Genomic DNA, 24510 nt, shown 5'->3' on the forward strand with positions numbered 1-24510 from the left:
CCGGCCGAACGCCGGGACATGGGACTCGGCAGCACCGCCAAGAAGATTCAGACAGTCGCGGACCGGGCGGAACAGCTGTACAAGCAACTCGTCGACGTGCGCGAGCGCGTGATGAAGCTGGAGGAGACGGCCGCCGAAACCGGCGACCGCGTCGAGACCATCGAGACCGAGCAGGAGAAACAGCGCGCGGTCCTCGACGCTATGGCCGAGCAACAGGGGATCGACGTGGAGCAAGTGCTCGCCGACGCCGCCATCGAAGACCTCGACGAGAGCGCCGACGACGGGGCGACGGATCAGAGTGCCGCCGACGCTGACGCGACCGCGGCCTCCGGCGACGCTACCGTCGAGACGATGGCCGAGTCATCCGCCGAAGAGAACCAATAAAGTATAACGGGCCCGGCAACTATTGCCTACCCGATGACCACCCATCGGGAGCCTTTCGACTCCGTACTCGACGCCGTCGGTGAGACGCCGCTCGTCCGCGTGCAGGCGTCGCCCGACACGGTGCCCGTGTTCGCCAAACTGGAGACGTTCAACCCCGGTGCGAGCGTGAAAGACCGCATCGGGAAGTACATGCTCGAACGGATGGTCGAGCGCGGGGAGGTACCGGAGGGCGGCACGGTGATCGAACCGACCGCCGGCAACACCGGCATCGGCTTCGCCATCGCCGCCGAACAGCTCGGCCTGACGGCCATCTTCGTCGTCCCCGAGCGGTTCAGCATCGAGAAACAGCAGCTCATGCGGGCGCTCGGGGCCGAGATCATCAACACGCCCACCGAAGACGGGATGGACGGCGCCATCGCCCGCGCCCACGAGCTCGCTGCCGAACTGGACGACGCGGTGGTCCCCCAGCAGTTCGCCAACCCGCTCAACGCCGAAGCCCACTACGAGACGACCGGGCCGGAGATCTACGAGGCCCTCGACGGCGAGGTCGGCGCGGTCGTCGCCGGCTGCGGCACCGCCGGGACGCTCATGGGGATCGCCAGATACGCCCGCGAACAGAACCCGGAGACGTACGTCGCTGCCGTCGAACCGGAGGGGTCACTGTACGGCGAGGTGCTCGGCAGAGACGAGCAGGAAGCGGAGTACAAGACCGAGGGGATCGGCACGCACGACCCGTCGACGAACGAGCTGTTCGACCCCGAACTCGTCGACGACGTGATCGACGTCGCCGACCGCGAGGCACAGGATGAACTCAAGCGGCTAGCGCGGGAGGAGGGCCACCTCGTGGCGTCGAGCGCCGGCGCGGCCAGCGTCGCGGCCCGGCGCGTGGCGGCGGACATCCGAGACGGCGCTATCGACGCGCCCCACGACACCGTCGTGACCCTCTTTCCCGACTCCAGCGAGCGGTACCTCTCGAAGGGGATCTACCGGTCCTTCGAGGAGTGGGAAGGCTAGCAGAGCCGCTGGTGTTCGACCTTCATGCACCGGTCCTGAACGACGTGGCGACCGTCGGCCTCGGCGCGCTCCGCGGCCTCGTCGTCGCGGATCCCGAGCTGCGTCCAGATCACCTTGACGTCGTCGCGTTCCAGCGCCTCGTCGACGATGTCGCTCACCTCGTCGCTCGGCCGGAACACGTTGACGATGTCTATCTCCTCCTCTACGTCGCGTAGCGAGTCGTAGGCCGGCCGCCCGAGGACCTCCTCGGCGTGCGGGTTGACCGGGACCACGTCGTAGCCGTTGTCCGCGAGGTACTTCGGGATCTCGTGTGCGTCCTTCCCCGGCGTAGACGAACAGCCGACGACCGCGATCCGTCGCAGGCCGAGCAGTTCTCGTATCTCCGCGTCGCTCTCGACGGGCATCACCCGAGGATGGGGTCCCCCTCCGCTAAAGCCTACTGGTCGTTCGACGCCGTCGACAGACCAACGGTTCGGACCGACGGCTCGCCGCCGTCGTCCTCGACCTCGATGACGCCGTCGAACAGCTGTTTGAGCGTGTTCAGGGTCTGCTGTTCGTGGGCGGTCGAGTCGATGACGTACAGACCCAGTCCGTCCGCGCTCTGGACGCGCCCCGTGAACACGTGGAGGAACCGGAACACGGTCTGGAGGTTCGAGTACATCAGCAGCGTCGACACCGAGTGGAGAAGGACCCGGTTTCGCTTGACGTTTCGCGTCTCGTAGAACTCCTGGAGGAACTCCGATAGCTGGATCCCGATGCCGGTCATGTCCACCGGCGACGACGCGTACTTGACCTGCGAGGTGTTCTCGGCGTTGCCGACGCCGCGCTGTTTCGTCACGCAGTCGACCACGCCGACCGGTTTCCCCTCCACGGATCCGACGAGGTCCTCGTACTCGTCGATCAACTTGTCCGCGCTGTCCTTCGTCGAGACGACGATGGCGCCGTCCCCCCGCTCCGTCCCGCTCGCGAGGATCTGCAGGGCTATCCGCCGCTTCCCCGTAAGCGGGGGCCCCGTTACGAGCAGGTTCGTACCCGGGTCGAGTTCGACGTCCGGTTGGACTGCAGCCAGATCATACATGACGGATCCTCGTGGGGAGAACAGCCGGGACTCCCGTACTGTTACTTGTCTCGTTCAACGCCTTCGCGTACCATAAAGGTGTACGAATCGAACTTATAGAGTTTTTGATTGTATGTTAAACGAACCGAAGGAAACCCGCTCATCACAGCGACGGCACCGCCGTCGCGCGACCGACGACGAAGGCGGCCGCCGCCAGAAACATCCCGTATTTGATGTGGGACTGCCCGGCCGTCGGGTCGTCGAAGCTCTCGACGGTCGCGTACAGCATGATCGCGTCGGCGGGCACGACGACGAGGAGGTACGGCACGCCGAACGTCCCCCGGACGTACGGGACCGGACTCGCCAGAAGCGCGACCGCGAGGGCCGCGGCCGCCGCGTACAGCGCCCGTCGCTCGCCGACGGCGATCGGGAGCGTGCGCAGTCCCTCCTCGCGGTCCCCCGCCACGTCCTCGACATCCTTGATGATCTCCCGCGTCAGCGTCGACAGCGCCGCGAGCAGGAACAGCACTACTGTCGGTGCGGGCCGGCCGACCGCCGCGCCGCCGAAGAGGAACGTGCTCCCCCCGAGGACCGCGACGACGAAGTTCCCCACTCCGGGCAACCCCTTCAGCCACTCCGTGTAGACGATCAGAGCGACGAGATTCACGGCCGCGATGCCGATCGCCAGCGGCGGCAGGAGCAACGCGGCCGCCGCGGCCGTGACGAACATCCCTGCACTGAACGCCAGCGCGCCGCGAGGACTGACCGCCCCCCGCGGGATCGGCCTGTCCGGTTCGTTGATAGCGTCGATCTCCCGGTCGAAGTAGTCGTTGACGGCGTTGCCGGCCGCGGTGGCGGCGACCGTGGCGACGACGGCGGCGGCCGCCGGCACCGCGGGGACGTCCGTCCCGACGGCGACGAACGCGCCGATGAACGTCAGCGCACCCGCGGCGACCGCGTTGACCGGCCGCGTCAACTCGAGCAGCCCGCGGACCCGCTCTCCGGCACTCATAGGGCTCAGTCCCGACGGCTCCCTGATAAAGGGCGCGGAACGGGTCGCGAGAAATCAGTGGGTTTAAACGGTGCCGTCGCCCAACTTTCGCCCGAGGGCGCTTAGCTCAGTCTGGACAGAGTACTTGGCTTCGGACCAAGCTGTCGCGGGTTCAAATCCTGCAGCGCCCATCACGTTACTTCTCGGAGAGCATTTACCATACAGTTATTGAATTGACTACTTCCCCGACCGATGTCGAAACTGACCGGCGTGCGTCGTCGAACACCACTCGGACTGTCTGACGGAGAGCGAAACTGTTTCGCCCCTCTGAGAAGTATCTTCTGGCGATGAAGGAGGTTCTGTACCGGCTCAAACGCCCGCTACTGTACGTGATGGCCCCCGCGTACGTCGTCGCTGGCGTTCTGCATTTCGTCGTGCCGGAGTTGTACGTCCAGATCGTCCCGCCAGTTTTCCCGGCGGCGCTCGCGCTCGTTTACTTGTCCGGCCTCGCCGAAATAGCCGTCGGGGTCGGGCTGTTGGTCCCCCGAACTCGACGGCACGCGGCGTGGGCGACGGTCGCATTACTCGTCGCGGTCTTTCCGGCGAACGTCTACATGGCGACCCACGGGGTCGTCGTCGAGGGGATGCCGGGCGGCGGCGACCCCTCCGACCTCGTCCGCTGGGGACGACTCCCGCTGCAGGGCGTGTTGATCCTCTGGGCGCTCTGGTACACGCGACCCCCGGCCGAGGCGGACCGAAGCTGATACCGACGATCATCACCGCCCACCCGACATCTCTGCGCGCCCACACTGCCCGTTTTCCGTCTTTCCGTCGATCGTACGGTATGGTCAGCCTCTCGGGCGCCACGGCGACTGGGAAGCAGGTGTTCAACGAGTTCTCCCAGAAGAACGTGACCTTCATGGCGGCGGGGATCGCGTACAACGCGTTCATCTCGCTCGCGCCCCTGCTGCTCGTGGTCCTGTTCGTCGTCTCGGTGTCGGGGACGGGCCTCGAAGACCGGATCATCGAACTCTCCCAGCAGTCGCTGCCCGGACCGATAGCCGACGCCGTCTCGGGGATACTGCGGGACAACTCCGGCGGCGGCGCGTCGGCCGTCGGCCTTCTCGTGCTCATCTGGGGGACGCTGAAGATCTTCCGGGGGCTCGACACGGCGTTCTCGGAGATCTACGAGACGAAGACGAAGAACTCCTTCGTCGACAAACTGGTCGACGGGATCGTGGTGTTCGTCGCGATGGTGGTCGCCATCCTGGCGACGGTCGGCGTCACGGCCGCCTTCTCGCGGTTCTCGTCGGTCATCCCGTTCGTGGGCTACCTGACGCCGCTGGTGCTCGTCGTCGGTCTGGTGCTGGCGTTCCTGCCGATGTACTACCGGTTCCCGGACACCGACGTCGACTGGGACCACGTGTGGCCGGGCGCGGCGTTCGCGGCGGTCGGCTGGGCGGCGTTCCAGGCGGTGTTTCAGGTGTACCTCTCCTTCACGGGCGGCGGGTCGGGGGATTTCTTCGGGAGCGTCATCGTGATCATCACGTGGCTGTACTTCTCCGGGCTCGTCCTCCTGCTCGGCGCGGTGATAAACGCCGTGATCGGCGACCACGCCTCCGAGAAGGCCGGCGGCGTCGGCGAAGGGGCGACGGGGTACGAGACGGACCGCGAGCAGTCGCTCTCGCCGGACGAGTTCGGCCAGTACCTCTGGAACCTCCGGGAGGAGATCACTCCCACCGGGGACGCGGGGCGGGCCGGCACTCCGGACGGGACGGGCCGGTACCGCCATCCCGACGGCGACGTCGAGGTGATCGAGCAGTCGAAGGGGGAAGACGACGGGACGAAGTGGGAGGTGGCGTTCCGCTGGCGGACCGACGAGCCGCCGGAGGGCGAGACCGATCCCGCGGACGAACGCGCCGCCGCGACGGAGGACTAGTACTCGATCTCGGCGGCGATGCCGACCGCGAGGGCCCCCGCACCGAGGAGGACGAGAACCGCGCCGGCGATCGACGGAGTCGCCGGCCACGCGGACAGGCTGACGGCCCAGAGGCCGGCGACCAGCGCGACCCCGCCCGCGACCACGAACTGAACGAACCGCTCCATGGATCCGCGTTCCGCGCCGAGCGGCAAGGCTCCGACGGTCCGGACGGGGGGCGGCGCGTGACGGCGTCGCTCCGGGCGGCAAGCGTTAGTGACTGCCGCCCGAACGATCGCGCATGGCCGAACCCGTGCTCGTCTACGACGACGACTGCGGCTTCTGCACCTGGTGGGCCGACTTCCTCGCCCGCCGCTCCGACCTCCGGATCGTCGGCTTCGCGGAGCTGACGCCGGAGCTTCGCGACCGATTGCCGGAGAACTACGAGGAGTGCTCGCACCTGGTGACCGACGACGAGGTGTACTCCTGCGGGGCGTCGATCGAGGAGGCGTTCGTCCGGTCGGACCTCGGCGAGTCCGCCAGACCGCTGGTGGAGTCCCTCCGGCGCTTCGACGGCTACGGCTCCGTCCGCGAGGGCGGCTATCGCCTCGTCGCGGACAACCGGAGCCTCTGGGGGAAGGTGCTGTCGAAGACGCCGCCGGCGCGGTCGGCGGACGACCGCGACTGATCCGGGGTGAGTCGGGTCGGTCGGACACCGCTCGCGACCGTTCAGAAGACGCTCCGTCGGGGCGTCGCACCGCCCGAGCGGAGGTCGTCGAGCGTGACGGGGGCGACGTACGTGCCGACGCGCTCGCGGCGCCACCACTCGCCCGTCTCCGCGCGCTCCTCGGGCGTCGTGAACCGGTACCGATAGCGGGTCACGCGGACCATCTCCGGTGGGCCGTCGAACGGGGCGTCCGACAGCAGGTCGAGCGTGGCGTCGTCGCCGTCCAGCAGGGACTCCAGCAGCCGGAAGAGCCAGCGCTGCCGCCGCGTCGGGCGGGGACGCATCGCGGCGAACCACAGTTGCCAGTCCAGGCGCAAGTGGTACGGCGCCCACTGCGGCGGCCGCTCGTCCGTCCGAACCGGCTGTCCCCGGAACTCGTACGCTTCCCAGTCCGCTTCGTCGGGGTACTCCTCCCGCGTCCCCTCGATCACCAGCTGATAGCGGTCGCGCGTTATCGACCCGAACGCGCCGTAGGTGTTGACGAGGTGGAGCGGGTCGTACGCGGTGTTCATCACCTGCGATGTGGAGAGGATATTCCTGACCGGCCGCGCGCTCATCGTGAGGACGAGGACCGAGACGGCGAGTGCGACCGCCTGCAGAGGGAGCGGCGGGGGTGTGGCGGCGGTCGCAGCGGGCGTCGCGCCGACGGCGGACAGCGCGGAGTCCGGTACCATCGCCCCGAGGACGCCGTCGCTGAACGTCGCGATCGCCTGCACGATCGTCAGCGCGTTGAGCCACGAGAAGTTGCCGGTCAGCATGAGCCACGCCTGGAAGCCGACCGTCGCGACGCCGCCGACCGCGGCGTACGGCTGCGGCGCGAAGTAGAGGAAGGGGACGGCGAGTTCGACGACGTGGTTCCCGAACACCTCGACGCGGTGGAACCGGTCGGGGAGGTGGTGGGCGTACCACGAGAGTGGGTTCGGCATCGGCTGGGTCTCGTAGTGGTAGTCGAGGCAGGTGAGGTCGCGCCAGCAGTCGTCGCCGCGGATCTTGATCAGCCCCGCGCCGAACATGTTGCGAAAGAGCACCCACTTGATCAGCCAGACCACGACGACCGGTGGGCCGCTCGCGCCGGCACCGAGAAATATCGCCAGAAAGCCCGTCTCCAGCAGCATCGACTCCCAGCCGTAGCCGTAGAAGACCCGCCCGGCGTTGACGAACGACTGGTACAGCGCCCACAGCGCCGCCCAGATCAACATCGACGCGACGATCGGGTACGGCTCCGGGAGCCAGTACGGCAGGCCGACGAGCGCGGCGACCGAGAGCGCGACGCCGGTCCACGCGGCCGCCCCGATTACCCGGTCGTCCGGGTAGAGATAGAAGAGGCTCGGCCGCTCGCGGAACGACGCGGCCTCGACGTACTCCCCGATCGGCAGGAGGCCGTCCTCGCCGGCGAGCGCCCGGAACTGGTTCGCCGCGACGAGGAACGCCGCGAGGTAGATCACGGCGAGGGCGCGCTGGAAGAGAAAGCGGACCAGCCAGTAGTCCTCCGATCCCGGTAGCGCCATACCGGGGCGTAACCGCGGCGGCGATCAAAGGCGTAACGGGAGCGCGCAGACGTGTCGACTCGGATACAAAATCTCGCTTCCGGAAACCGATACGGGGGTCGCCGCCGAAGCGCCGCCATGGCGAACGAGACGATGCGCGCGGCGGTGGTCCCGGAACCGGACGGCGATCTCGAGGTCAGGGAGCGAGCGATCCCCCAACCGGAGCCGGGCGAGGTCCGGATCGCCGTCGCGGCCTGCGGAATCTGCGGCGGCGACGACGTCGCGCGCGAGGGCGCGCCGCCCGTCGAGTACCCGCGGGTTCCGGGGCACGAGATCGTCGGCACGGTCGACGCCGTCGGAGGCGACGTCACCGAGTGGGACGAGGGCGACCGCGTCGGCGTCGGGTGGCACGGCGGGCACTGCTTCGACTGCGACGCCTGCCGCCGCGGGGAGTTCGTCCACTGCGAGAACGGGGTCGTCACCGGGCTCCACCGCGACGGCGGGTACGCCGAGTACGCGCTCGCCCGCCGGGAGGCCCTCGCCGCCGTCCCCGACGAACTGGACGACGCGGCGGCGGCCCCGCTGCTCTGCGCCGGGCTCACGACGTTCAACGCCCTCAGACACTCCGACGCTTGCCCCGGTGACCTCGTCGCCGTCGTCGGGATAGGCGGCCTCGGCCACCTCGGCGTCCAGTACGCGCACCGGGCGGGCTTCGAGACGGTCGCCGTCTCGCGGGGCGCGGAGAAACGCGCCGCCGCGCTCGACCTCGGCGCGGACCACTACGTCGACAGCGAGGCCGTCGACCCGGGGGCGGCGCTGCGTGACCTCGGCGGCGCGCGCGTCGCTCTCGTGACCGCGCCGTCGAGCGACGCCGTCGCATCAGTCGTGGACGGACTCGGAGCGGACGGCGAGGTGCTCGTCGTCGGATCGCCCGAAGATCCAGTCCCGGTCGACGCGACGCAGCTCGTCGGCACACGCGGCCGCGTCGCCGGCTGGGCGTCGGGGACCCCGAGCGAAGCCGAGGACGCGCTGGCGTTCAGCGACCTCCGGGATGTCGTACCCGCAGTCGAGACGTTCGATCTGGCGGACGCCGCCGAGGCCTACCGCCAGATGAGCGAGGGCGAGGTGCGGTTCCGGGCGGTACTCGTCCCCTGATCGAAAATATAACTTTTCTTAACTTTAGTCCGGTCTCCCGCCCGAACCCACGCTGTATGCGGGAGAAACCGTCGGGGTCCGTTTCCCACTTCCAACTTCCACAAAATATATGGTTGCGCCGAACCGTGTGACGGTATGTCACTCTTCGGTCGAGAGCACCTCCGGATCACCGCAGACGCCGTTCACCCCGGGACCACCGTCCGGTACGACTACCGGACGGGGAGTTGCCTCGCAACGGTGGTCAGGAAGACCGACCGACACGTCGTCATCGACGGCGAGGGCTGTCACGCGAAGTTCGACCTCGACCAGGCGGACGAACTCCTCGAGTCCGGGCGCCTTCGGGTCGTCCTCGACGACGTGGTCCACGCCGACGCCGAACGGCCGCGGTGACCCGCCGCCGGACTGGTTCACGCGACTCGTGTCGGCTGCTTCGACTGAGCGCGGGGCCTGGGAGAAGGCCCCATCTGGTTTCCGGGACCGCTCCCGTCAGCCGTCGCCAGGTTCGAGGCCTCCCATGAACCCGTAGTACGCGATGACGCCCGCGAGCATGAACATGTAGTAGGCCCACTGGGGGCCGTCGACGAGGTCGAAAAACACAGTGACTACCGTCACCCAGACGACGGCGAAGGCGAGGTCCGTGAGCATTCCCCACTTCTGCTCCCGGACGCGGTCCTGAATGTCGTCGAGTCGACTCATTCCCGTGACGGTTGGGCGAGCGCCGGCATAATACGCCCGGTCGCGTCAACGACCGCCTCGAAGCGACAGGTCGCCCGCGTCGCAGGGTCGAACGCGCGACCGCCTCCCCTTCGAATCAAGAGTACGGGCGTCATCCGCGCAGACGCTTTCGTACCGCGGCGGCCGCTGGCCAGAATGCTTATACTACCCGAATGGTGAACGGTTACCAGATTTGATACTGGAGGTGATCAGGTGAACCGGCGGTCGTTCCTGAAGGCGTGCGTCCACGCCGGGTCGCTTGGCGCGCTGGCGAACCGACACCGGACGGGCGACGACTCGTTCGACGTCCGGCTGTGGGTCACCAAGGACGCCGCTCGATACGGCGTCGCCTCTCGGGCGAAGGAGTACGTGGAACTCGCGTTCGGGACCGTCCGTGACGACCTGACAGTCTCGCTGGGTGGCACTGTCAGCGTCGACAGAGAACACGGCTACCGGGTGATGCGCAGCGGCGAGTGGCCCGGACTACTCGCGGAGGGAGCGGCCGGCGGTAGCGACGTGGACCCGGTGGACGACGTGAACGTGCTCCTCACCGACGGCCCGATGGACACCGCCCCGACCGGCGTGGGGGCCGCTCACGTCGCCGCGGTCGGCGGGGCGCGCTATCTGGCAGCGCTTCCGCGCGTCGCCGAGACCGCGCCCGTCGTGCCGTACTCCGAGCCGGCCCGCGTGATGCAGGTGCTCCTCCACGAGTGCGGTCACGCGGTCGGTCTGAGCCACGACGACGGGAGCGTCTACACCCGCGGCGACGCCGCTATCGCGACGCCGATGATAAGCAGCTACGCCTGGAGCGAGGGGTACGACCCCGGAAGCGGCGCGTGCGGCGCCGTCGGCGACCTCGACGCCGAGCATCGGCGGCTGTCGTTCCTGTTCTCCGACTGTGCGGCCGAGGCCATCGCCGATTACGACGGCGAACTCGGCGTCCAGACACCGTTCGAGCGCCACCGCGGCGAGTAACGTGACGTTTTCCGGACCGTTCGCGTCCTAGGCGACGAATTCTAAACCGGGTCGCGGTCGTCCGGACGAACATGGCAGTCATAGACTCCATCATCGTGTTCGTCGTGAACCTGCTCATCGGGGCGCTCGGCATCTACGTCGGGGCCCGGGTGATATCGGACTACGACGACTACACGTACGCGATCATAACGGCGTTGATCGGGGCGATAGTGTGGGCGCTCGTGAGCCTCTTCGTCGGCTGGATACCGCTGCTCGGTCCGATCCTGGTGCTGCTCGCGTATGTCGCGATCATCAACTGGCGGTACCCCGGCGGATGGGTCGACGCGATACTCATCGCGCTCATCGCGTGGATCGCCGTGCTCGTCGTGGTGTACATCCTCGCCGCCATCGGGCTCACGACGTTCGGCGCGGTCGGCGTCCCCGGCGCCTGATCACTCGACCGCGAGGTCGAGTTCCTCGTTGACGAGGTCGACCGCGTTCCTGACCGCGCCGACGGAGCTCAGGTAGCCCGCGCCGACGCTGGCCTTGAGCGCGTTCGCCGCCGCGCCGGTCACGACGGAGGGACCGACCTTCGCCACGGCCCCGTCGCCGACGCTGACGATCCACCCCGGCGAGTCGAACCTGAACTGGTCGAGCCGCGGCGCGAAGACGCCGCCGTCGTCCTCGACGAGACGGCGGACGTTCTCCGCGACGACGCGGGCCTCGCGGATGGCCGACTGCGCGCTCGCCGGCACCGCTTCGCCGTCGGCGTCGACGACGCTGGCCGCGTCGCCGAGGACGAACGTCGAGTCACCGAGTCGGAGCGAGCCGTCGACCTGAGGGCGTTCGCCGCCCAGTGCGTCAGCGCCGCGGATGCCGCCCGTCCACGCGAAGGCATCGTAGGATATCGACGACCCGTCGGCCAGCGCGACGGCATCGGCGTCCGCACCGTCGACGGTCGCGCCGGTCCGGACATCCACTCCGCGCGCTTCGAGTTCTCGGTGGACCGCGCGCTGAAACGCCGGCGGGAACGACGGCGCGACGTCGTCGAATCGCTCTAGCAGCGTCACGGTCGCGTCCGGCGCGTTTTCCTCGCGGGCGAGGGCCGCGAGTTCGCCCGCCAACTGGACGCCCGAGAGCCCGGCGCCGCCGACGACCGCCCGCCCGCCGCGGTCCAGCGCGTCGAGGAAGTCTTCCCGGATGGCCTCGGCGTCCCGCAGGCGCTTCAGCGGCGTGGCGTGCTCCTCGACGCCCGGCAGGCCGTAGAACGCCGTCTCCGCGCCGACACAGACCGCGCCCACGTCGTACGTGACGGTCGACCCGTCGTCGAGCGCCGCCTCGTTCGCGTCCGGGTCGACGTCGGTCACGCGCCCGCGGCGGACGGTCGCGCGGTCCACCACCTCCGTCAGCGGCACGAGGATGTCGTCGGCGACGGACGGCCGGCGAACGACCCGGTGGAGTTCGTGCTGGACCAGGTGGTCGCCGGAGTCGTCCACGAGCAGGATCTCCGCGTCCTCCGGAAGCGCGTCCTCCAGCCGTCGAACGAGCGTTACGCCGGCGTAGCCGCCTCCGAACACAGCGACCTTCATCGCCGGTGACTTCGGACCGAACCGTTATGGGTTCGGGGGTCTGCGGCCCGCGACGCCGCCGACGACGAACGGACGGCGGGCGCTCCCTACGGGAAGTCGGCGGGCGCCTCGTCGACCCGGACCTCGTCGCACGTCACGCTCACGCCGTACCCCGAGTACCGGAACCGAACGCGCATCTCGTCGTCGGGGGCTTCCTCCAGCAGTCGGTTCAGCGCGTCCGGGTCGATCCGCTTTCCGAGTTGCGTCATCTCCGTCAGAGAGCAGTCCTCCACGGCCGCGACGACCATCGGAATGCCTTCGCTCGGCGGTTCGTCGTCGTCTAACTCGTACTCGTACATTGGCGGGTACCACGACAGTCGATACAAAAACACCGGAGGGTCGTTGCTACGGAACAATCATTTAGGATGGAGGTTTACGATCCGGGGCGCTCGGCGGCGATATTAATCACGTCGCGGACGCGGACAAGCGACACTTACTGGTCGGGATCGTGACAGGTCGGTGAAAACGGGAGACGGGCGAACGCCGCCGTCGGTCGAGCGCGGTACGGAGGGGGCGCGACGAGCCGTCGGGCTAGAAGAGCGCTTCGCTCTCGTCGAGCACTTCCGCCGGGCCGCCGACCTCCCAGATAGTGGTCTGGACGCCGACGTCGTTGAGGACCTCCTGGACCTGCTCGGCGTACTCGTCGGTGGTGTTGACGTAGACGGTCGCGCCGGTGTCGGTCGAGAAGTAGACGGGCACGTCCTCCTCCTCGCGGAGCTCGCGGACGGCGTTGAACACCTGAAGGGTGGCGGGCTGCCAGTACACCCAGCCGGCGGGTCCGGTCATCGTCGTCGCGGCCAGCGAGAGCGAGTCGTGCTCGGCGAGTTCGAAAGTGCGCTCGAAGTCGCCCTCGCGGAGGGCGTCGCGGGCCTCGCCGATCTGCTCGTGGATGTGTGCGAGGCGGGACTCGAACATGTGGCTGTCGGCGGCCTCGCGGTGGGCCTCCTCGGTCTCTTTGTACGAGGGGACGAGGCCGATGACGGTCTTCAGTTCGTCGTCGAGCGGCGTCTCGATGCGCTCGGAGCGGCAGTCCTCGTCGTTCAGGCCGGCGTAGAGGTGGGAGAAGCCGCCGGTGACCGCGCGGGCGGCAGAGGAGGAGCCGCGGCGGGCGATGGTGGAGATCTCGGGGAGCGTCATGTCGAGGTGAGCCGCCTCGGCCAGCGCCATCGCGGCGGCGGCGAAACCGGAGGAAGAGGATCCGAGACCGACGTTCGAGGGGAAGGAGTTCTCGCTCTCGATGCGGACCGGGTAGACGGTGTGGGAGGCGTCGGAGAGGTCGCGGACGTGTTCGACGACGCGTTCGAGGCGTTCGTAGCCGTTGCCGGTGAGCTCCTCGCCGTCGACGACGAACGTGTCCTCGTCGTAGTCGATGTCGAACTCGACGGTCGTCTTCGTGTGGCTCGGCGCGGTGCAGACGCTGATGCTGTCGTGGTACGGCAGGCGGAGGCGCTCGTCGCGCATCCCGTGATACTTCACGATGCCCTGGATCGGATGCGCTTTCGCGGTGGCTTTCATACTACCACTCCCTGTATTGCCGCCGCTTAAACCTCCCGGATACGAAACACGGGGCCGATTTCGGATCGCTTAGTAGCCGCGCGCCGCGAGGGGCGTCTATGGGTACGCCGCTGGAGCCGCGCGAGGCGCAGGCCGAGGAAGTCATCGAGCGACTGGAGGAGGAGTTCCCCGACAGCACCATCTCGCTGAACTACTCGAGCCGGCTGGAACTGCTCGTCGCGGTCGTCCTCTCCGCGCAGTGCACCGACGAGCGAGTGAACGAAGTGACCGAGGAGCTGTTCGAGAAGTACCGGACGCCGGAGGACTACGCCGAGGCCAGCGAGGAGCAACTGGCCGAGGACATCTACGGCATCACCTTCCACAACAACAAGGGCGGCTACCTGAAGGGCATCGGCGAGGCGATCGTCGAGGAACACGACGGGGAGGTGCCAGATACGATGGGCGACCTGACCGAACTCCCCGGCGTTGGCCGCAAGACGGCGAACGTCGTCCTCCAGCACGGCCACGACGTGGTCGAGGGCATCGTCGTCGACACGCACGTCCAGCGGATCAGTCGGCGGCTGGGACTGACCGAAGAGGAGCGCCCCGAGAGCATCGAGCGGGACCTGCTCGACGTCGTCCCCGAGCGCGAGTGGCAGCAGTTCACCCACTTACTCATCGATCACGGGCGCGCGACGTGCACGGCGCGCAACCCCGATTGCGCGGACTGCGTCCTCGCAGATATCTGCCCGTCATCGAAGACGGACAGCGAGATAGACCTCGCCAGTGGCGAGCCCTGGAACTGACCGCTGTCGGGCGATCGTCGCCTCACCGAACCCGACCAAAGTCATAAACACGGGACCGGCGAACGCCCGGCCGGGGGAACGACAATGGCTAACGAAGACGAGGAGAGTCCGGTCGAGCGAGACGAAGGGAACCCGCACGAGCGCGACGTGACGCTGGCGCAGGAGAAAGACGAGGAGGAGAAGTCCGAGGAAGAGCGAGAGGCCGAGGAGGAAGCCGAGGCCAGACAGGAGGAGGCCCGCGAACGCGCCAAGGAGGAGGCCGACGAGCGGGACATCGACGAGGGCTCGACGGTCCGGGAGGACGAAGCGCGCGAGCAGGAGAACCCCGACAACCACCGCGACGAGGAACCGTTCCAGAGCTAGCACCGCCGACTCTTTTCGGCGCCCGTTCGCGGACCGTCAGAATATTTGATACTTAATGACGTACCGAGCGATGCCGAGCGCGTACGCCAGGACCCAGAACGCGACGTAGCCGAACACGCCGACGCGGAGGCGTCGGCGCCAGGCGTCGGCGTTCTCGTGCAGGTCCGACAGCGAGACGTCCTGGTCGGGGTCCGAGTAGAGGTCGTGCTTCCGCTTCGCCTGCAGGATGCGGACGATGCCGGTGAGCGCGAACGTCAGCATCGCGTACGCCTGCAGGCCGAAGAAGGCGTGCGCGGCGGCGAACCCGCCGAGCTGGTCCCAGAGGCGCGGGAACATCCAGACGGCGACCGGTACCGTAGTCAGCAGGAGGCCGACGACGATGAACTTGAGGTGGTACACGAGGAGGTCCCAGGTCACCTCCTCTTCCTCCGCGTCGATCATCACCCACGCGCCGTACAGATAGAAGGGGAAACTCAACGTCACGAGGGCGGCCGCCGTAGTCGCGAGGACGGTCTCCGACGCCATTGCCGGTGATTAGGACGGACCGGCGTTAAAGGGCGTGATCCGCGCGCGAGTGGATCGGGGCCGGCGCGTCGGGGTCGTCACACCTGTCGGCGGTCGGGAGGGTTACGAGTAATAGTGTGTTTATGTGGAATTTACGGATCGTCCGTACCTAATGAGTTTGGCGCGAAGTTCATCCCCCTTAGGGAGTAAGGGAGATGTATGCAAAGTAAGCTCCTCCAAGAGCCCGAGTCCGACGGGAATTCTATCATTAACGCGGTGACTCACGGCCGGCGGCGGCGGACGCTCGAACTCCTCCGCGAGTGCGGCGGAGCCCTCGACGCGGAGGGGCTCGCGACGCACCTCGCGGCTGTGGAGAACGAAAAACGCCTCTTCGAGGTCACCGAAGACGAGTTCCGCGAGACGCTGGTCGCGCTTCGCCACAACCACCTGCCCGCTCTGGCTGACGCGAACCTGATCGAGCGAGACGAGGAGAGCGGCGCGGTCGCGGTCTCGGACCACCCTGTCCACGACGACCCGAAGTTGGACCAGATCGTGAGCGTCGAGGCCGACGACTGGGACGCCGTCCTCGAATCCCTCGCCGAGGGTCGGCGGCGAGTCGCCCTGACGGTCCTCAGCGCCGCGGACGGTCCCGTCGACCGCGACCGACTCGCCAGAGCGGTCGTCGCCCGCGAGCAGGGCGTCGACGAGATCGAGGTGCCGCCCCGGGACGCCGAGGACGTCCTGGTGACGCTCCACCACGTCCACCTCCCGATGCTCGACGACGCCGGGCTCGTCGAGTACGACCGCGACGCCGACGAGGTCGCCTACGCCGGCCATCCCGACCTGGACGAGGAGTGGCTGCTGTTCGAGACGGGCGAGACGCCGCGGCCGATACTCGCCGACGCCGAGCGGTCCGACGACGTCTGGACCGTGCACGGGACGGAAGACGTCGTCGCGCGTGCGCACACGCTGTTCGACCGGGCCGACGACGAGCTGTTCATCATGGCGACGACCACCGGCCTCATCCAGGAGGGATGCATCCGCCGCCTGCAGGCGGCGCTCGACCGCGGCGTCGACGTCTACGTCGGTTCGCAGACCCCCGAGGTGCGCGACCTCGTCCGCGAGCGACTCCCCGAGGCCGTCATCTGGGAGCCGCAGATGGACTGGCTGAACATGGCCCCGAGCGAGCGGCGGGTGGGGCGACTCGTCTTCGCCGACCGCGAGGCGATCATGCTCGGGACGCTCGGCGACGAGATCGAGACGGGCGTCTACGAGGAGACGGCCCTCACCGGCGCGGGGACGGACAACGGCGTCGTCATGCTGGTGCGGGAACTGCTCGGCTCCCGCCTCGACCACCTCGACGCCCAGAGCGAGGACTTCCGCTCGCAGCTTCCGCTGTAAGCGCGACGTTGAGTGACGCCGCCGTAAGCGCGACGTTCGGCGACGCTTCGACTCTCTCTATTCCTGTGATCGCGTCCGCGAGACGCCTCGCCGGGCGCGGCGGTCCCGGTGGACTTAACGCCCGCGCGCTCCAACTCCGTCTCGATGAGCGAAACCTCGGACGACGGCACCGGCGAGCAGCCGCCCGACGCCGCGGGCGAAGAGTCCGAGGACGTCGAAACGCTGCGCCAGAGGGTCGAGGAGAAGTACGACTTCGACGACTTCGGTCCCGAGCAGATGGCGGAGATGACCGCCGAGGAGTGGGACGCCGCCTTCGACGACGACACGTGGATCACGGGCCGGGACCTGCTCGACCGCGTCGAGGCCGACCTCGCGAACCAGATCGCGGACCGGCAGGTGTTCGCCGTCTTGGAGCGGATCCGACGGGACGGCGAGATGCGCCTGCTCGCGTACTCCGACGAGGGGTACGCCATGGTGTACCCCGACGGTACCGTCGAGGGGTTCGGCACCGTGATGCGCGACGTGAAGCCGACGGTGGCGCTGTGCTCGATGGAGTCGTACGACCCCCCGGCCCCGCCGGAGGGGGACGTGTTCCTCCCCGACCCCGAGTCCGTCCCCGAGGGGAGCGGCGAACTCGGCAACCTGATGCTGCAGGCCATCGCGGCCATCCAGGTCCTCGCCGGCCTCGTGCTGCTCGGGGCGTGGCTGTTCGCCGACGTCAGCGGCATCGCGGCCGTCGTCGCCGCCGGGTTCATCGTCATCGGTCTCGTGTTGTTCGTGACGGTCGCCAACGCGCGCCTGTCAGACAAGTTCCGCGCGGAGGAGTACCGCGACCGCCTCCGGGCCACCGGGCTGGAGGCCGGGGAGCGGCCGGATTTCCTCCCGCTGGAAGGAGACGACGACGGTGACGCCGCGGAGCGATCCGCGGACCCCTAAACCACCGCGGGACACCTTCTCGCGGTCGAACCGGTAGCCTGCGGCGTGGTCGGCATCGGTGGCTTTAAGCGAACACAATCCTCAGTTCCACGTGTATGAACAGGCGGGACTTTCTGAAGACGGCCAGCGGCGTGACGGGAACCGCCGCCGTCGCCGGCGCGGCGCCTCCGGCCGTCGCCCAGGAGGACGACGGGAACGAGACGTCCTCCGGCAACGAAACTGTCGGCAACGAGTCCGGAGGGAACGAGACCGACGGCAACGAGACCGGCGGTGGCGGCGGCGGGGGCGGCACGAAGACGGTCGCAGTCGTCGACAACGAGTTCCAACCGGCCGAAGTGTACGTAAAGCCCGGGACGACCGTCGTGTGGGAGTGGGAGGGCGACGGGCACAACGTCGTCGTCGACAGCCAGCCCGACGACGCGAACTGGGAGGGCCACGAACCCATCGAGAACTCCGGGTTCACCTACGAACACACCTTCGAGACGACCGGCGAGTACGCCTACTACTGCTCCCCCCACCAGTCCCTCGGCATGGAAGGCACCGTGATCGTCAACGAGCAGGGTCAGGACCCGTCCGCCGGCGGAGGCGGCGGGGGCGGCGGCGAGGTCGACATCCACCAACTCGGCGTCCCCATCCAGGCGCACTTCGTCGGGCTCGCGACGATCCTGATGATCCTCGTCTCGCTGGTGTTCACGTTCTACGTGCTGAAATACGGCGAATCGCCCAACGCGAGCAGCCCCAACAGGAAGTAAACCATGTCATCAGAAGGAAGCACGTACGGCGATATTCACCGCTACGAACCGGCTCGCGAGAGCACTGCGGCCGCGATAGCTATCGTGTTGCTGACGGTCATCGAGATCGTGTTCGTCGGCCTCTTCACCTACGGCCTGGTCAACGGCTGGGGGTACGTCGAGACCGGGAACATGTTCCTCGGCTTCACCCTCGCCGTCATCTTCGTCGACCTGGCGTTCATCCTCGCGCTGTACCGCAAGGAGTTCCTGCCCGACGTGATGATCGTGAAGAAGCGACGGCGCAAGTGGGAGGACCTCTACGTCCGCGAGGAGGACGCCGACGGACGCGAACTCGGAGGTAACGCCTGGGAACACGTGAAACGAGCAGTCTACCCGTACTACAAGAAATAAACAATGCCAGAAGACGAAGACAAGTATCCGGTCGAATCCGACCGCCGTCGTTTCGTGAAAGGCGTCGTGGGAAGCGCGGCGCTCGCCGGCGTCGGCACCGCCACCGCAGGCGCGATCGACTCCGCCACCGAGCAAAGCGGTGCCGGCGGCGGCTCGACGAAGGCGATGGCGATCGAGAACACCGACGGCCCCGCGCCGCGCGGGATGCCGCAGATCCCCGTCGAGGTCGAGAACGGGGAGCTGAAAGGCGTCTGGCCGGAAGTCAAAGAGATAGAGGTGCAGGGCCAGACACAGATCATCGCCGAGACGGACAACTTCAAAGACACCGGCCGCAGCTACTCGAACCGCTGGTTCCAGTACTGCGGGATCCAGTCCTACGCCGGGCTGGACCCCGAGGCCGACATGGACAACTTCTTCCGGTACTCCCCGTCCCCGCCCCCGTCGTACGGGTGGCAGGGCGAGGAGACCTCCGGCGGTGACATCGTCCAGGTCAGCGACTTCCAGGACTACGAGAGCTGGGGGAACGACATCGGGCAGGGTGGCCTCGGGAAGCCGGCGGCGGCCACGTGGCGGTCGCAGGGCGACGACGTCGACACGATACCGGTTATCGTCGTTCGGAGCCCGATCATCGAGGAGATGGCGCAGGACGACGAGTGGCTGGCCGCCTCGACGGACCAGGGCTTCATGGCCTGGCTGAACAAGTGCACGCACTTCTGCTGTGTCCCCGGCTGGAAGGCCTCGGAGGGCGCGGCGAAGTTCAACGCGGAAGACGACGTGTACTGCCAGTGCCACCAGTCGGTCTACGACCCGTTCAGCATCGTCGAGACGACGTTCACGGCACTCCCGCGTCCGGAGGACAACTAGCATGAGTCTTGAGAAGAAAGACGAACACGACCACAGAGCCTGGATGGAGGAGCGGGACCTGACGCCCGTCGAGAAGACGTTCCTCGTGTCGCTGATGTGGCTCGACCAGCGGTTCCGCATCGTCGACTACCTCGAACTGCTGGAGAACCTGTACTACAAGTCGAACCTCCAGATGCCGAAGAGCCACACGGAGCAGTACAACCTCGACAACAAGTTCTGGTACTGGTACCCGCTGTACTCGCTCGGGTTCTTCTCGACGATCGCGTACGTCGTCGCCGCAGTGAGCGGGGCGTTGCTGGGCTTTTACTACTCCCCGGCGACGGCCGGCGAGACCGCCGCGGCGTACGAGCAAGTCGTCTACATCATGACCGACCTGAACTTCGGGTACATGCTCCGGAGCATCCACCGCTGGTCCGCGCAGGTGATGACGGCGGCGGTGTTCCTGCACATGCTCCGCGTCTACTTCACCGGCGCGTACAAGGAGCCCCGCGAGCTGAACTGGCTCATCGGCATCGTCCTCATCAGCCTGACGATGGTGTTCGGGTACACGGGCTACCTGCTCCCGTGGAACCAGCTGAGCTTCTGGGCCGGCCAGATCGGCGTCGAGATGGCGCTGTCGGTCCCGCTCATTGGCGAGTGGGCCGCGCAGTTGCTGTTCGGCGGCTTCACGCTCGGGCAGCCAACGTTGCAACGGATGTACATCTTGCACGTGTTCTTCCTGCCCTTCGTCGTGACCGCACTGATCGCCATCCACATCGGCATCGTCTGGATGCAGGGCATCGCGGAACCCCACTAACACAATGACCGACGACAACGACACCACCGAGACGCGAACGGACGGCAGCGGGCCGGGCATCGTCGCCCCCGACGACGAGGTGCCGTCGTGGCGAGAGCGCAAGGAGCGCACGCAGGGCCTGTCCCGCCTCACGTACGAGTACTTCGAGCGCGCGCGCCGCGAGGACCAGGACCTTCGCCAGGAGTCCAGTTACGTCGAACGCGACGTGCTCGGCTTCCCGACGTGGCCGCACGAACTGATCCGGAATCTGGCGCTGACGAGCTTCTTCGTCGGCATGATCCTGTTCCTGTCGGCGACGCTCCCGCCGGAGATGCTGGAGGTCGCCGACCCGAGCACGACGCCGGCGATCATCCTGCCCGACTGGTACCTGTACTGGTCGTTCGGCCTGCTGAAGCTCGGGCCGCTCAACCCTGAGCTGTCGCTGCTCGGCGGCCAGAAGATGATGGCCGACCGCACATACGGCGTCGTCGCCAACATCGTCGTGGTCGGCGCCATCGCGATGGTACCGTTCCTGAACAAGGGAAGCGCGCGGCGTCCCGTCGAGCAGCCCTTCTGGGCGGCCGTCGGCGTGGGCGGCGTCGTCTTCGCGCTGACCATCAGCACGCTCGCCGTCAAGAACCTCGTCCCCATCGACTCACACCTGCTGTTCGACCTGACGTTCCTCCTGCCCATCATGGCGGGGACGATCAGCTACGCGGTGCTGAAGTCGATGCGCGAGGGGTACATGTTCGACCTCAACCGCCGGTACTACCGGCTTCGCCCGCCGAAGTAACCCACTTTTTTCGATGGTTTCGTCCGAATCGAGGGAGTCGGAGGCCGACGACCGCGGGAGCCGCGAGATCGTCGTGCCGATGCGGGTGTACAAGACGGTCACCGTGTTCTCGACGCTCCTCGCCATGGTGGGCGCCATCCTCGGGTTCGCGCTCCTTGACTCGGCGACCAACCGGGCGACGGCGGAGCTGTCGGAGGTGAACGTCGCCCTCGCGGTTGCCGGACTGGCGTCGATACTGCTCGGCGCGGGCGTGTACGCCTTCGCCACGCGGTTCCGAGCGGAAGGAATGGGAAACGCTAAAGACGGCGACGACGAAGGATCACACAATGGCTGACGAATTCGCGAAAGGGCTCGGCATCTTCACGGGCGCGGGACTCGTCTGGATGGTGCTCGCGGGGTGGTACAACACGCCGTCGTTCGAGGGCCAGCAGCTCACTGCTCCGAACCCTTCGGATCCGGGCACGTACGAGGCGATCGCGATCGCCTTGAAAGACGGCATGTTCTGGTTCGCCGTTCTCGGCGCGCTGACGTTCTGGGTCGTCATCCCGGCCGCGCGCGAGCTGTACGCCGCCTACGAGGCCGAGTAACGGCGCCATCGGTCCCTCCCGTCGCCGGCGGTCCGCGACGGGAGATTGGAAAAACACTAATGGGCCAAATACACAGTTTGACGTATGGATCCGTCATCGATGTTCGGCCCCATCGACGCTCTCACCCAGACGCAGGTGGAGTTTCTCCTCCTGGGGCTGGTGATTCTCAACATGGTCACGCGGATACTGGCACATCGCACGCACGTTCAGCAGGCGGAGGACGGCGCGGAGGCGATCAGCCGGTACGTGCCCCACGAAGCGGCGAACGTCGTGCTCGTTCTCGCGTCGTTTTACTACCTCACGATCGCCCACCACGGCGGGATGATCCTCTCGATGCTCGTGGTCGGAACGGTCATCACGGACTTCTTCGAGTTCGAGGCCCGAAAGGTGGAAGCGCGGCGCGACGAGCCGCTCGACCGGCCGAAAGCTGCGGTCATCGGCTCGGTCTTCGTTCTCATGTACGCGGCTTACCAGAGCCTGTTTTTCGTCGTGGAGCCGCTCTGGAACGGCATCGTCTGAGGCCGCCGGAACGCCGTTTTCAGTAAAGCGATCGACTGTCGTCGACGACCGCCAGCCGCAGGTCGGCGGTGCGCGACACGTCGACGGGCGTGTGATGCGGCACCTGCCCCTCGTCGCGGCCGTCGACGACCAGCGACACGTCGCCCTCGTTGCGCTCGACCGAGAGCGTCAGGTCCGTCTCGGGGAGCACCCAGTCGTCCGCGTCCGTGACGAACGGCGCGATGGGCGTCGCGGCGAGGACGGAGGTCGTCGGGTCGAGAACGGGGCCGCCGGCGTCGTTCGCGTACCCCCTGCTTCCGGCCGGCGTCGCGACGACGACGCCGTCCGCCCGGAACTCGGCCACGCGGCGGTCCGCGGTCCGGACGGCGTACTCCGAGATGCGGGCCGGCTCCGTCGTGACGAGTGTCACGTCGAAGGCGGCGCGGACGGCGGTATCGCCGTCGACGGACACGGAGAGGACCGGCCGAACCGCTTCTCGGTACTCGCCCGCGACGGCGTCGGCGACGGCGTCGTCGACGGCCGCTTGCGGGACGGAGCGGACGCCGCGTCCCGCCTCGACCGGGAGGACGGGGACGTCGACGCCCGCTCGCACGAGGTCGACGAGCGCGTCCCCGCCGTCGGCGACGGCGAGGTCGACTTCGCTCGTCGATGCGTGTCTGACGGCGTCCTCGCCGACGACGGGCTCGCCGCCGGCGGCCGAGACAGCGTCGGCGATACGGTCCGCGGTCGCGCCGACGACGGCGACGACGGTCTCAACGGCCATAGGATACCCGCACCATACCGGCCGTTGCGTCCCGGAGGGCAAAAGGCTGCAGGTTTCGGTCAGTCGTCGTACGGCCAGTCGCCGGTGATCTTCATCCCCTCCGCGAGGTCCTGCTCCTCCAGCGCGCTCGCGATCTGATCGGGGGTCTTCGGCTCGGCGTCGAACGACTCGTCGGCGAGTTCGACCGCGAGGTCGGTGAGCAGGACGGCCTGCTCGCGAAGGTCGCGGCGTTCGAGCTTGTCGAGCGTGTCGGCGTAGGTGTGGCCCCAGCCGCGGCCCTCGTCTCCGGTCTTGCTCATGACGTGATAGCCGGGGACGCCCCACTTGACGTACGGCCAGTGGTCGCTGTGAGGGCCGAGTTCCGGGATGGTCTCGACGGGGTGGCCGTACCGGTCGGCGACCGACTCGGCCGCGTCGGTCAGCGCGTCGAAGCCGTGCGTGTAGAACGAGAGCGTCCGCCCGCGGACGACGCCGTCGAAGTTCAGGACCGTGCGGACCCGGTCGAGGTCGGCGCCCTCAGCCGCGTGCTCGGAGCCGACGAGGCCCACCTCCTCCGCGCCGAACGCGACGAAGCGCACGCGCGTGTCGAGTTCGTCCTCGCGCTCGGCGAGCGCGCGGGCCACCTCGACGACCATGGCTGTTCCCGCACCGTTGTCCATAGCTCCCTCGGCGATGTCGTGTGCGTCGACGTGGCTCGTGACGAGCACGGCGTCGTCGGTGTCAGGACCGAGTTCCGCGCGGACGTTCTGACTCGTCGCCTCGTGGAGGTCGGCCTCGACCTCGACGGTCACCTCGTCGCCGTCGAAGCGGCGGGCGAGGCGCGCGCCGACCTCCTTCGAGACGCCGACCGCCGGGATCTCGCCGATGGGGTCGTCAGCCGTGCCGACGCTTCCGGTCGGCGGGAGACACCCCTCGACGTGGTTGCGGTAGACGAACGCCGCCGCGCCGCCCTCGACCGCATGGTAGTACTTCTCACGGCGGTGGACGTAGCGCTCGTAGTAGTCGGGGGCGTCGCTGCGGGCCATCACGACCTTCCCCTCGACGTCGCGCTCCTCGAAGTCCTCCGGGAGCCCGTGGCCCAGGTCGACCAGTTCGGCCGTCGCCTCGCCCGCGGGGCTGCGCGGCAGGGCGATGCACTCCTGTCCCGTCCCCGCCGCTCGGACGGCGCTGTCGCCGCGGGTCCACCCCTGGATGTCGTACTCGTCCAGACGGGCGTCGCGAGCGCCCGCGCGCTCCAGGGCGTCGCGGGTCGCCTCGGCGGCCCGGCGCTCGCCCTCGCTCCCGGCCATCCGGTTCCCGACGTCGACGAGCGTTTCGAGGTGGCCCCATCCGAAGTCGCTGGTGAACGTGTCACCGATCCACTCGGTCATGGCCGTTCCTGCACGGGGATTACGCCTAAGCGTTTCGTCTCGAACGACGATCCGTCAGGAACGCGGTGCTGTTGGGGAAACTGATCGAAGGATCGTAGTGTAGATACTAAAATGAGAGAAGAGATCGTAGTCTCAAGGCAAATTTTGCGATCATTTATTACCGG

Annotated in this window: 33 protein-coding genes and 1 tRNA gene; 22 read left to right on the plus strand and 12 right to left on the minus strand. The window is 67.8% G+C overall.

Annotation, left to right across the window (positions count from 1 at the left end; genetic code table 11):
* The first annotated feature begins 18 nt into the window (after positions 1–18).
* Together D8670_RS08110 and D8670_RS08115 are read left to right on the plus strand one after the other, a co-directional pair.
* The gene (locus tag D8670_RS08110) at positions 19–384 is read left to right on the plus strand and encodes a DUF5798 family protein (protein ID WP_121817619.1); all 366 of its coding nucleotides are present in this window, start codon (positions 19–21) and stop codon (positions 382–384) included.
* A gap of 33 nt (positions 385–417) precedes the next feature.
* Complete coding sequence (locus D8670_RS08115) at positions 418–1398, plus strand: PLP-dependent cysteine synthase family protein (protein ID WP_121817620.1); 981 nt, start codon at positions 418–420, stop codon at positions 1396–1398.
* Here the strand turns inward: D8670_RS08115 and D8670_RS08120 are convergent.
* From D8670_RS08120 to D8670_RS08130, 3 genes are all read right to left on the minus strand, one after another.
* Positions 1395–1802, minus strand: coding sequence for a CoA-binding protein (locus D8670_RS08120; protein ID WP_121817621.1), 408 nt, complete (start codon positions 1800–1802; stop codon positions 1395–1397). The genes D8670_RS08115 and D8670_RS08120 overlap by 4 nt on opposite strands.
* Before the next feature lie 32 nt (positions 1803–1834).
* Positions 1835–2476, minus strand: a complete 642-nt coding sequence (locus D8670_RS08125; protein ID WP_121817622.1) for an RAD55 family ATPase — start codon at positions 2474–2476, stop codon at positions 1835–1837.
* A gap of 142 nt (positions 2477–2618) precedes the next feature.
* The gene (locus tag D8670_RS08130; RefSeq protein WP_121817623.1) at positions 2619–3467 is read right to left on the minus strand and encodes a geranylgeranylglycerol-phosphate geranylgeranyltransferase; all 849 of its coding nucleotides are present in this window, start codon (positions 3465–3467) and stop codon (positions 2619–2621) included.
* Between the two features lie 95 nt (positions 3468–3562).
* Here D8670_RS08130 and D8670_RS08135 point away from each other — a divergent pair.
* The 3 genes from D8670_RS08135 (at position 3563) to D8670_RS08145 (ending at position 5385) form a co-directional block, all read left to right on the plus strand.
* Positions 3563–3637 (plus strand) — tRNA-Arg (locus D8670_RS08135).
* A gap of 156 nt (positions 3638–3793) precedes the next feature.
* Positions 3794–4210, plus strand: coding sequence for a DoxX family protein (locus D8670_RS08140; RefSeq protein WP_162994236.1), 417 nt, complete (start codon positions 3794–3796; stop codon positions 4208–4210).
* A gap of 80 nt (positions 4211–4290) precedes the next feature.
* Positions 4291–5385, plus strand: coding sequence for a YihY/virulence factor BrkB family protein (locus D8670_RS08145; protein WP_121817624.1), 1095 nt, complete (start codon positions 4291–4293; stop codon positions 5383–5385).
* On the opposite strand, the gene D8670_RS20845 is transcribed toward D8670_RS08145, so the two are convergent.
* Positions 5382–5552 carry a hypothetical protein gene (locus tag D8670_RS20845; protein WP_162994237.1) on the minus strand — a complete coding sequence of 57 codons (171 nt, stop codon included), beginning with the start codon at positions 5550–5552 and terminating at the stop codon, positions 5382–5384. The genes D8670_RS08145 and D8670_RS20845 overlap by 4 nt on opposite strands.
* Before the next feature lie 113 nt (positions 5553–5665).
* On the opposite strand from D8670_RS20845, the gene D8670_RS08150 reads away from it, so the two are divergent.
* Positions 5666–6052, plus strand: coding sequence for a DCC1-like thiol-disulfide oxidoreductase family protein (locus tag D8670_RS08150; RefSeq protein WP_121817625.1), 387 nt, complete (start codon positions 5666–5668; stop codon positions 6050–6052).
* A gap of 41 nt (positions 6053–6093) precedes the next feature.
* Here the strand turns inward: D8670_RS08150 and D8670_RS08155 are convergent, their stop codons facing one another.
* A complete protein-coding gene (locus tag D8670_RS08155) occupies positions 6094–7599 on the minus strand; it encodes a lipase maturation factor family protein (protein ID WP_121817626.1) in 1506 nt (501 codons plus the stop codon).
* 132 nt (positions 7600–7731) lie between these two features.
* On the opposite strand from D8670_RS08155, the gene D8670_RS08160 reads away from it, so the two are divergent.
* Positions 7732–8733, plus strand: coding sequence for an alcohol dehydrogenase catalytic domain-containing protein (locus D8670_RS08160; protein ID WP_121818563.1), 1002 nt, complete (start codon positions 7732–7734; stop codon positions 8731–8733).
* A 135-nt stretch (positions 8734–8868) separates the two neighbouring features.
* The gene (locus D8670_RS08165) at positions 8869–9123 is read left to right on the plus strand and encodes a hypothetical protein (protein ID WP_121817627.1); all 255 of its coding nucleotides are present in this window, start codon (positions 8869–8871) and stop codon (positions 9121–9123) included.
* Positions 9124–9219: 96 nt separating this feature from the next.
* Here D8670_RS08165 and D8670_RS08170 read toward each other — a convergent pair whose 3' ends face one another.
* Entirely contained in the window at positions 9220–9429 is a 210-nt protein-coding gene (locus tag D8670_RS08170; protein WP_121817628.1) for a DUF8119 family protein, read from the minus strand.
* Between the two features lie 231 nt (positions 9430–9660).
* Here D8670_RS08170 and D8670_RS08175 point away from each other — a divergent pair, with 231 nt between their 5' ends.
* Together D8670_RS08175 and D8670_RS08180 are read left to right on the plus strand one after the other, a co-directional pair.
* The gene (locus D8670_RS08175) at positions 9661–10422 is read left to right on the plus strand and encodes a peptidase M10A and M12B matrixin and adamalysin (protein ID WP_121817629.1); all 762 of its coding nucleotides are present in this window, start codon (positions 9661–9663) and stop codon (positions 10420–10422) included.
* 71 nt (positions 10423–10493) lie between these two features.
* Positions 10494–10853 carry a hypothetical protein gene (locus D8670_RS08180; RefSeq protein ID WP_121817630.1) on the plus strand — a complete coding sequence of 120 codons (360 nt, stop codon included), beginning with the start codon at positions 10494–10496 and terminating at the stop codon, positions 10851–10853.
* Here the strand turns inward: D8670_RS08180 and D8670_RS08185 are convergent, their stop codons facing one another.
* The 3 genes from D8670_RS08185 to mvaD form a co-directional block, all read right to left on the minus strand.
* Positions 10854–11990, minus strand: a complete 1137-nt coding sequence (locus tag D8670_RS08185; protein WP_121817631.1) for an NAD(P)/FAD-dependent oxidoreductase — start codon at positions 11988–11990, stop codon at positions 10854–10856.
* An 86-nt stretch (positions 11991–12076) separates the two neighbouring features.
* On the minus strand, positions 12077–12328 hold the full coding sequence (locus D8670_RS08190) for a HalOD1 output domain-containing protein (RefSeq protein WP_121817632.1): 252 nt from the start codon (positions 12326–12328) through the stop codon (positions 12077–12079).
* Between the two features lie 232 nt (positions 12329–12560).
* Entirely contained in the window at positions 12561–13544 is a 984-nt protein-coding gene (gene mvaD, locus D8670_RS08195) for a phosphomevalonate decarboxylase MvaD (RefSeq protein ID WP_121817633.1), read from the minus strand.
* A gap of 98 nt (positions 13545–13642) precedes the next feature.
* On the opposite strand from mvaD, the gene nth reads away from it, so the two are divergent.
* Entirely contained in the window at positions 13643–14329 is a 687-nt protein-coding gene (gene nth / locus D8670_RS08200; RefSeq protein ID WP_121817634.1) for an endonuclease III, read from the plus strand.
* Positions 14330–14413: 84 nt separating this feature from the next.
* Positions 14414–14692: a hypothetical protein gene (locus tag D8670_RS08205; protein ID WP_121817635.1), complete on the plus strand. Its 279-nt coding sequence runs from the start codon at positions 14414–14416 to the stop codon at positions 14690–14692.
* A gap of 36 nt (positions 14693–14728) precedes the next feature.
* Here the strand turns inward: D8670_RS08205 and D8670_RS08210 are convergent, their stop codons facing one another.
* Positions 14729–15217 carry a DUF7321 family protein gene (locus tag D8670_RS08210; RefSeq protein WP_121817636.1) on the minus strand — a complete coding sequence of 163 codons (489 nt, stop codon included), beginning with the start codon at positions 15215–15217 and terminating at the stop codon, positions 14729–14731.
* A gap of 198 nt (positions 15218–15415) precedes the next feature.
* Between D8670_RS08210 and D8670_RS08215 the strand changes: the two genes are divergently transcribed.
* The 10 genes from D8670_RS08215 to D8670_RS08260 all read left to right on the plus strand — a co-directional run bounded on the left by D8670_RS08215 (position 15416) and on the right by D8670_RS08260 (position 22213).
* Positions 15416–16597, plus strand: coding sequence for a DUF7344 domain-containing protein (locus tag D8670_RS08215; RefSeq protein WP_121817637.1), 1182 nt, complete (start codon positions 15416–15418; stop codon positions 16595–16597).
* A gap of 144 nt (positions 16598–16741) precedes the next feature.
* Positions 16742–17533 (plus strand): DUF7319 domain-containing protein, encoded by a 792-nt coding sequence (locus tag D8670_RS08220; RefSeq protein WP_205254064.1) that lies wholly within the window; start codon positions 16742–16744, stop codon positions 17531–17533.
* A gap of 95 nt (positions 17534–17628) precedes the next feature.
* Positions 17629–18285 (plus strand): plastocyanin/azurin family copper-binding protein, encoded by a 657-nt coding sequence (locus D8670_RS08225; protein ID WP_121817638.1) that lies wholly within the window; start codon positions 17629–17631, stop codon positions 18283–18285.
* A 3-nt stretch (positions 18286–18288) separates the two neighbouring features.
* Entirely contained in the window at positions 18289–18675 is a 387-nt protein-coding gene (locus tag D8670_RS08230; RefSeq protein ID WP_121817639.1) for a DUF7318 family protein, read from the plus strand.
* Positions 18676–18678: 3 nt separating this feature from the next.
* A complete protein-coding gene (locus D8670_RS08235) occupies positions 18679–19539 on the plus strand; it encodes a QcrA and Rieske domain-containing protein (RefSeq protein WP_121817640.1) in 861 nt (286 codons plus the stop codon).
* Between the two features lies 1 nt (position 19540).
* Complete coding sequence (locus tag D8670_RS08240; RefSeq protein ID WP_121817641.1) at positions 19541–20335, plus strand: cytochrome b; 795 nt, start codon at positions 19541–19543, stop codon at positions 20333–20335.
* Between the two features lie 4 nt (positions 20336–20339).
* Positions 20340–21107: a cytochrome b family protein gene (locus D8670_RS08245; protein WP_121817642.1), complete on the plus strand. Its 768-nt coding sequence runs from the start codon at positions 20340–20342 to the stop codon at positions 21105–21107.
* Between the two features lie 13 nt (positions 21108–21120).
* Positions 21121–21441: a DUF7315 family membrane protein gene (locus D8670_RS08250; RefSeq protein WP_121817643.1), complete on the plus strand. Its 321-nt coding sequence runs from the start codon at positions 21121–21123 to the stop codon at positions 21439–21441.
* Positions 21434–21694, plus strand: coding sequence for a DUF7314 family protein (locus D8670_RS08255; RefSeq protein ID WP_121817644.1), 261 nt, complete (start codon positions 21434–21436; stop codon positions 21692–21694). The genes D8670_RS08250 and D8670_RS08255 overlap by 8 nt, the downstream gene beginning before the upstream one ends.
* An 84-nt stretch (positions 21695–21778) precedes the next feature.
* Positions 21779–22213, plus strand: a complete 435-nt coding sequence (locus tag D8670_RS08260) for a DUF7313 family protein (protein ID WP_121817645.1) — start codon at positions 21779–21781, stop codon at positions 22211–22213.
* Positions 22214–22232: 19 nt separating this feature from the next.
* Here the strand turns inward: D8670_RS08260 and D8670_RS08265 are convergent, their stop codons facing one another.
* Both D8670_RS08265 and D8670_RS08270 read right to left on the minus strand, forming a co-directional pair.
* Positions 22233–22976: an NAD(+)/NADH kinase gene (locus D8670_RS08265; protein WP_121817646.1), complete on the minus strand. Its 744-nt coding sequence runs from the start codon at positions 22974–22976 to the stop codon at positions 22233–22235.
* A 59-nt stretch (positions 22977–23035) separates the two neighbouring features.
* A complete protein-coding gene (locus D8670_RS08270) occupies positions 23036–24346 on the minus strand; it encodes a M28 family peptidase (protein ID WP_121817647.1) in 1311 nt (436 codons plus the stop codon).
* Positions 24347–24510 lie beyond the last annotated feature (164 nt).

Origin of the sequence: Halostella limicola, assembly GCF_003675875.1 — an archaeon.
GTDB classification, from domain to species: domain Archaea; phylum Halobacteriota; class Halobacteria; order Halobacteriales; family Natronoarchaeaceae; genus Halostella; species Halostella limicola.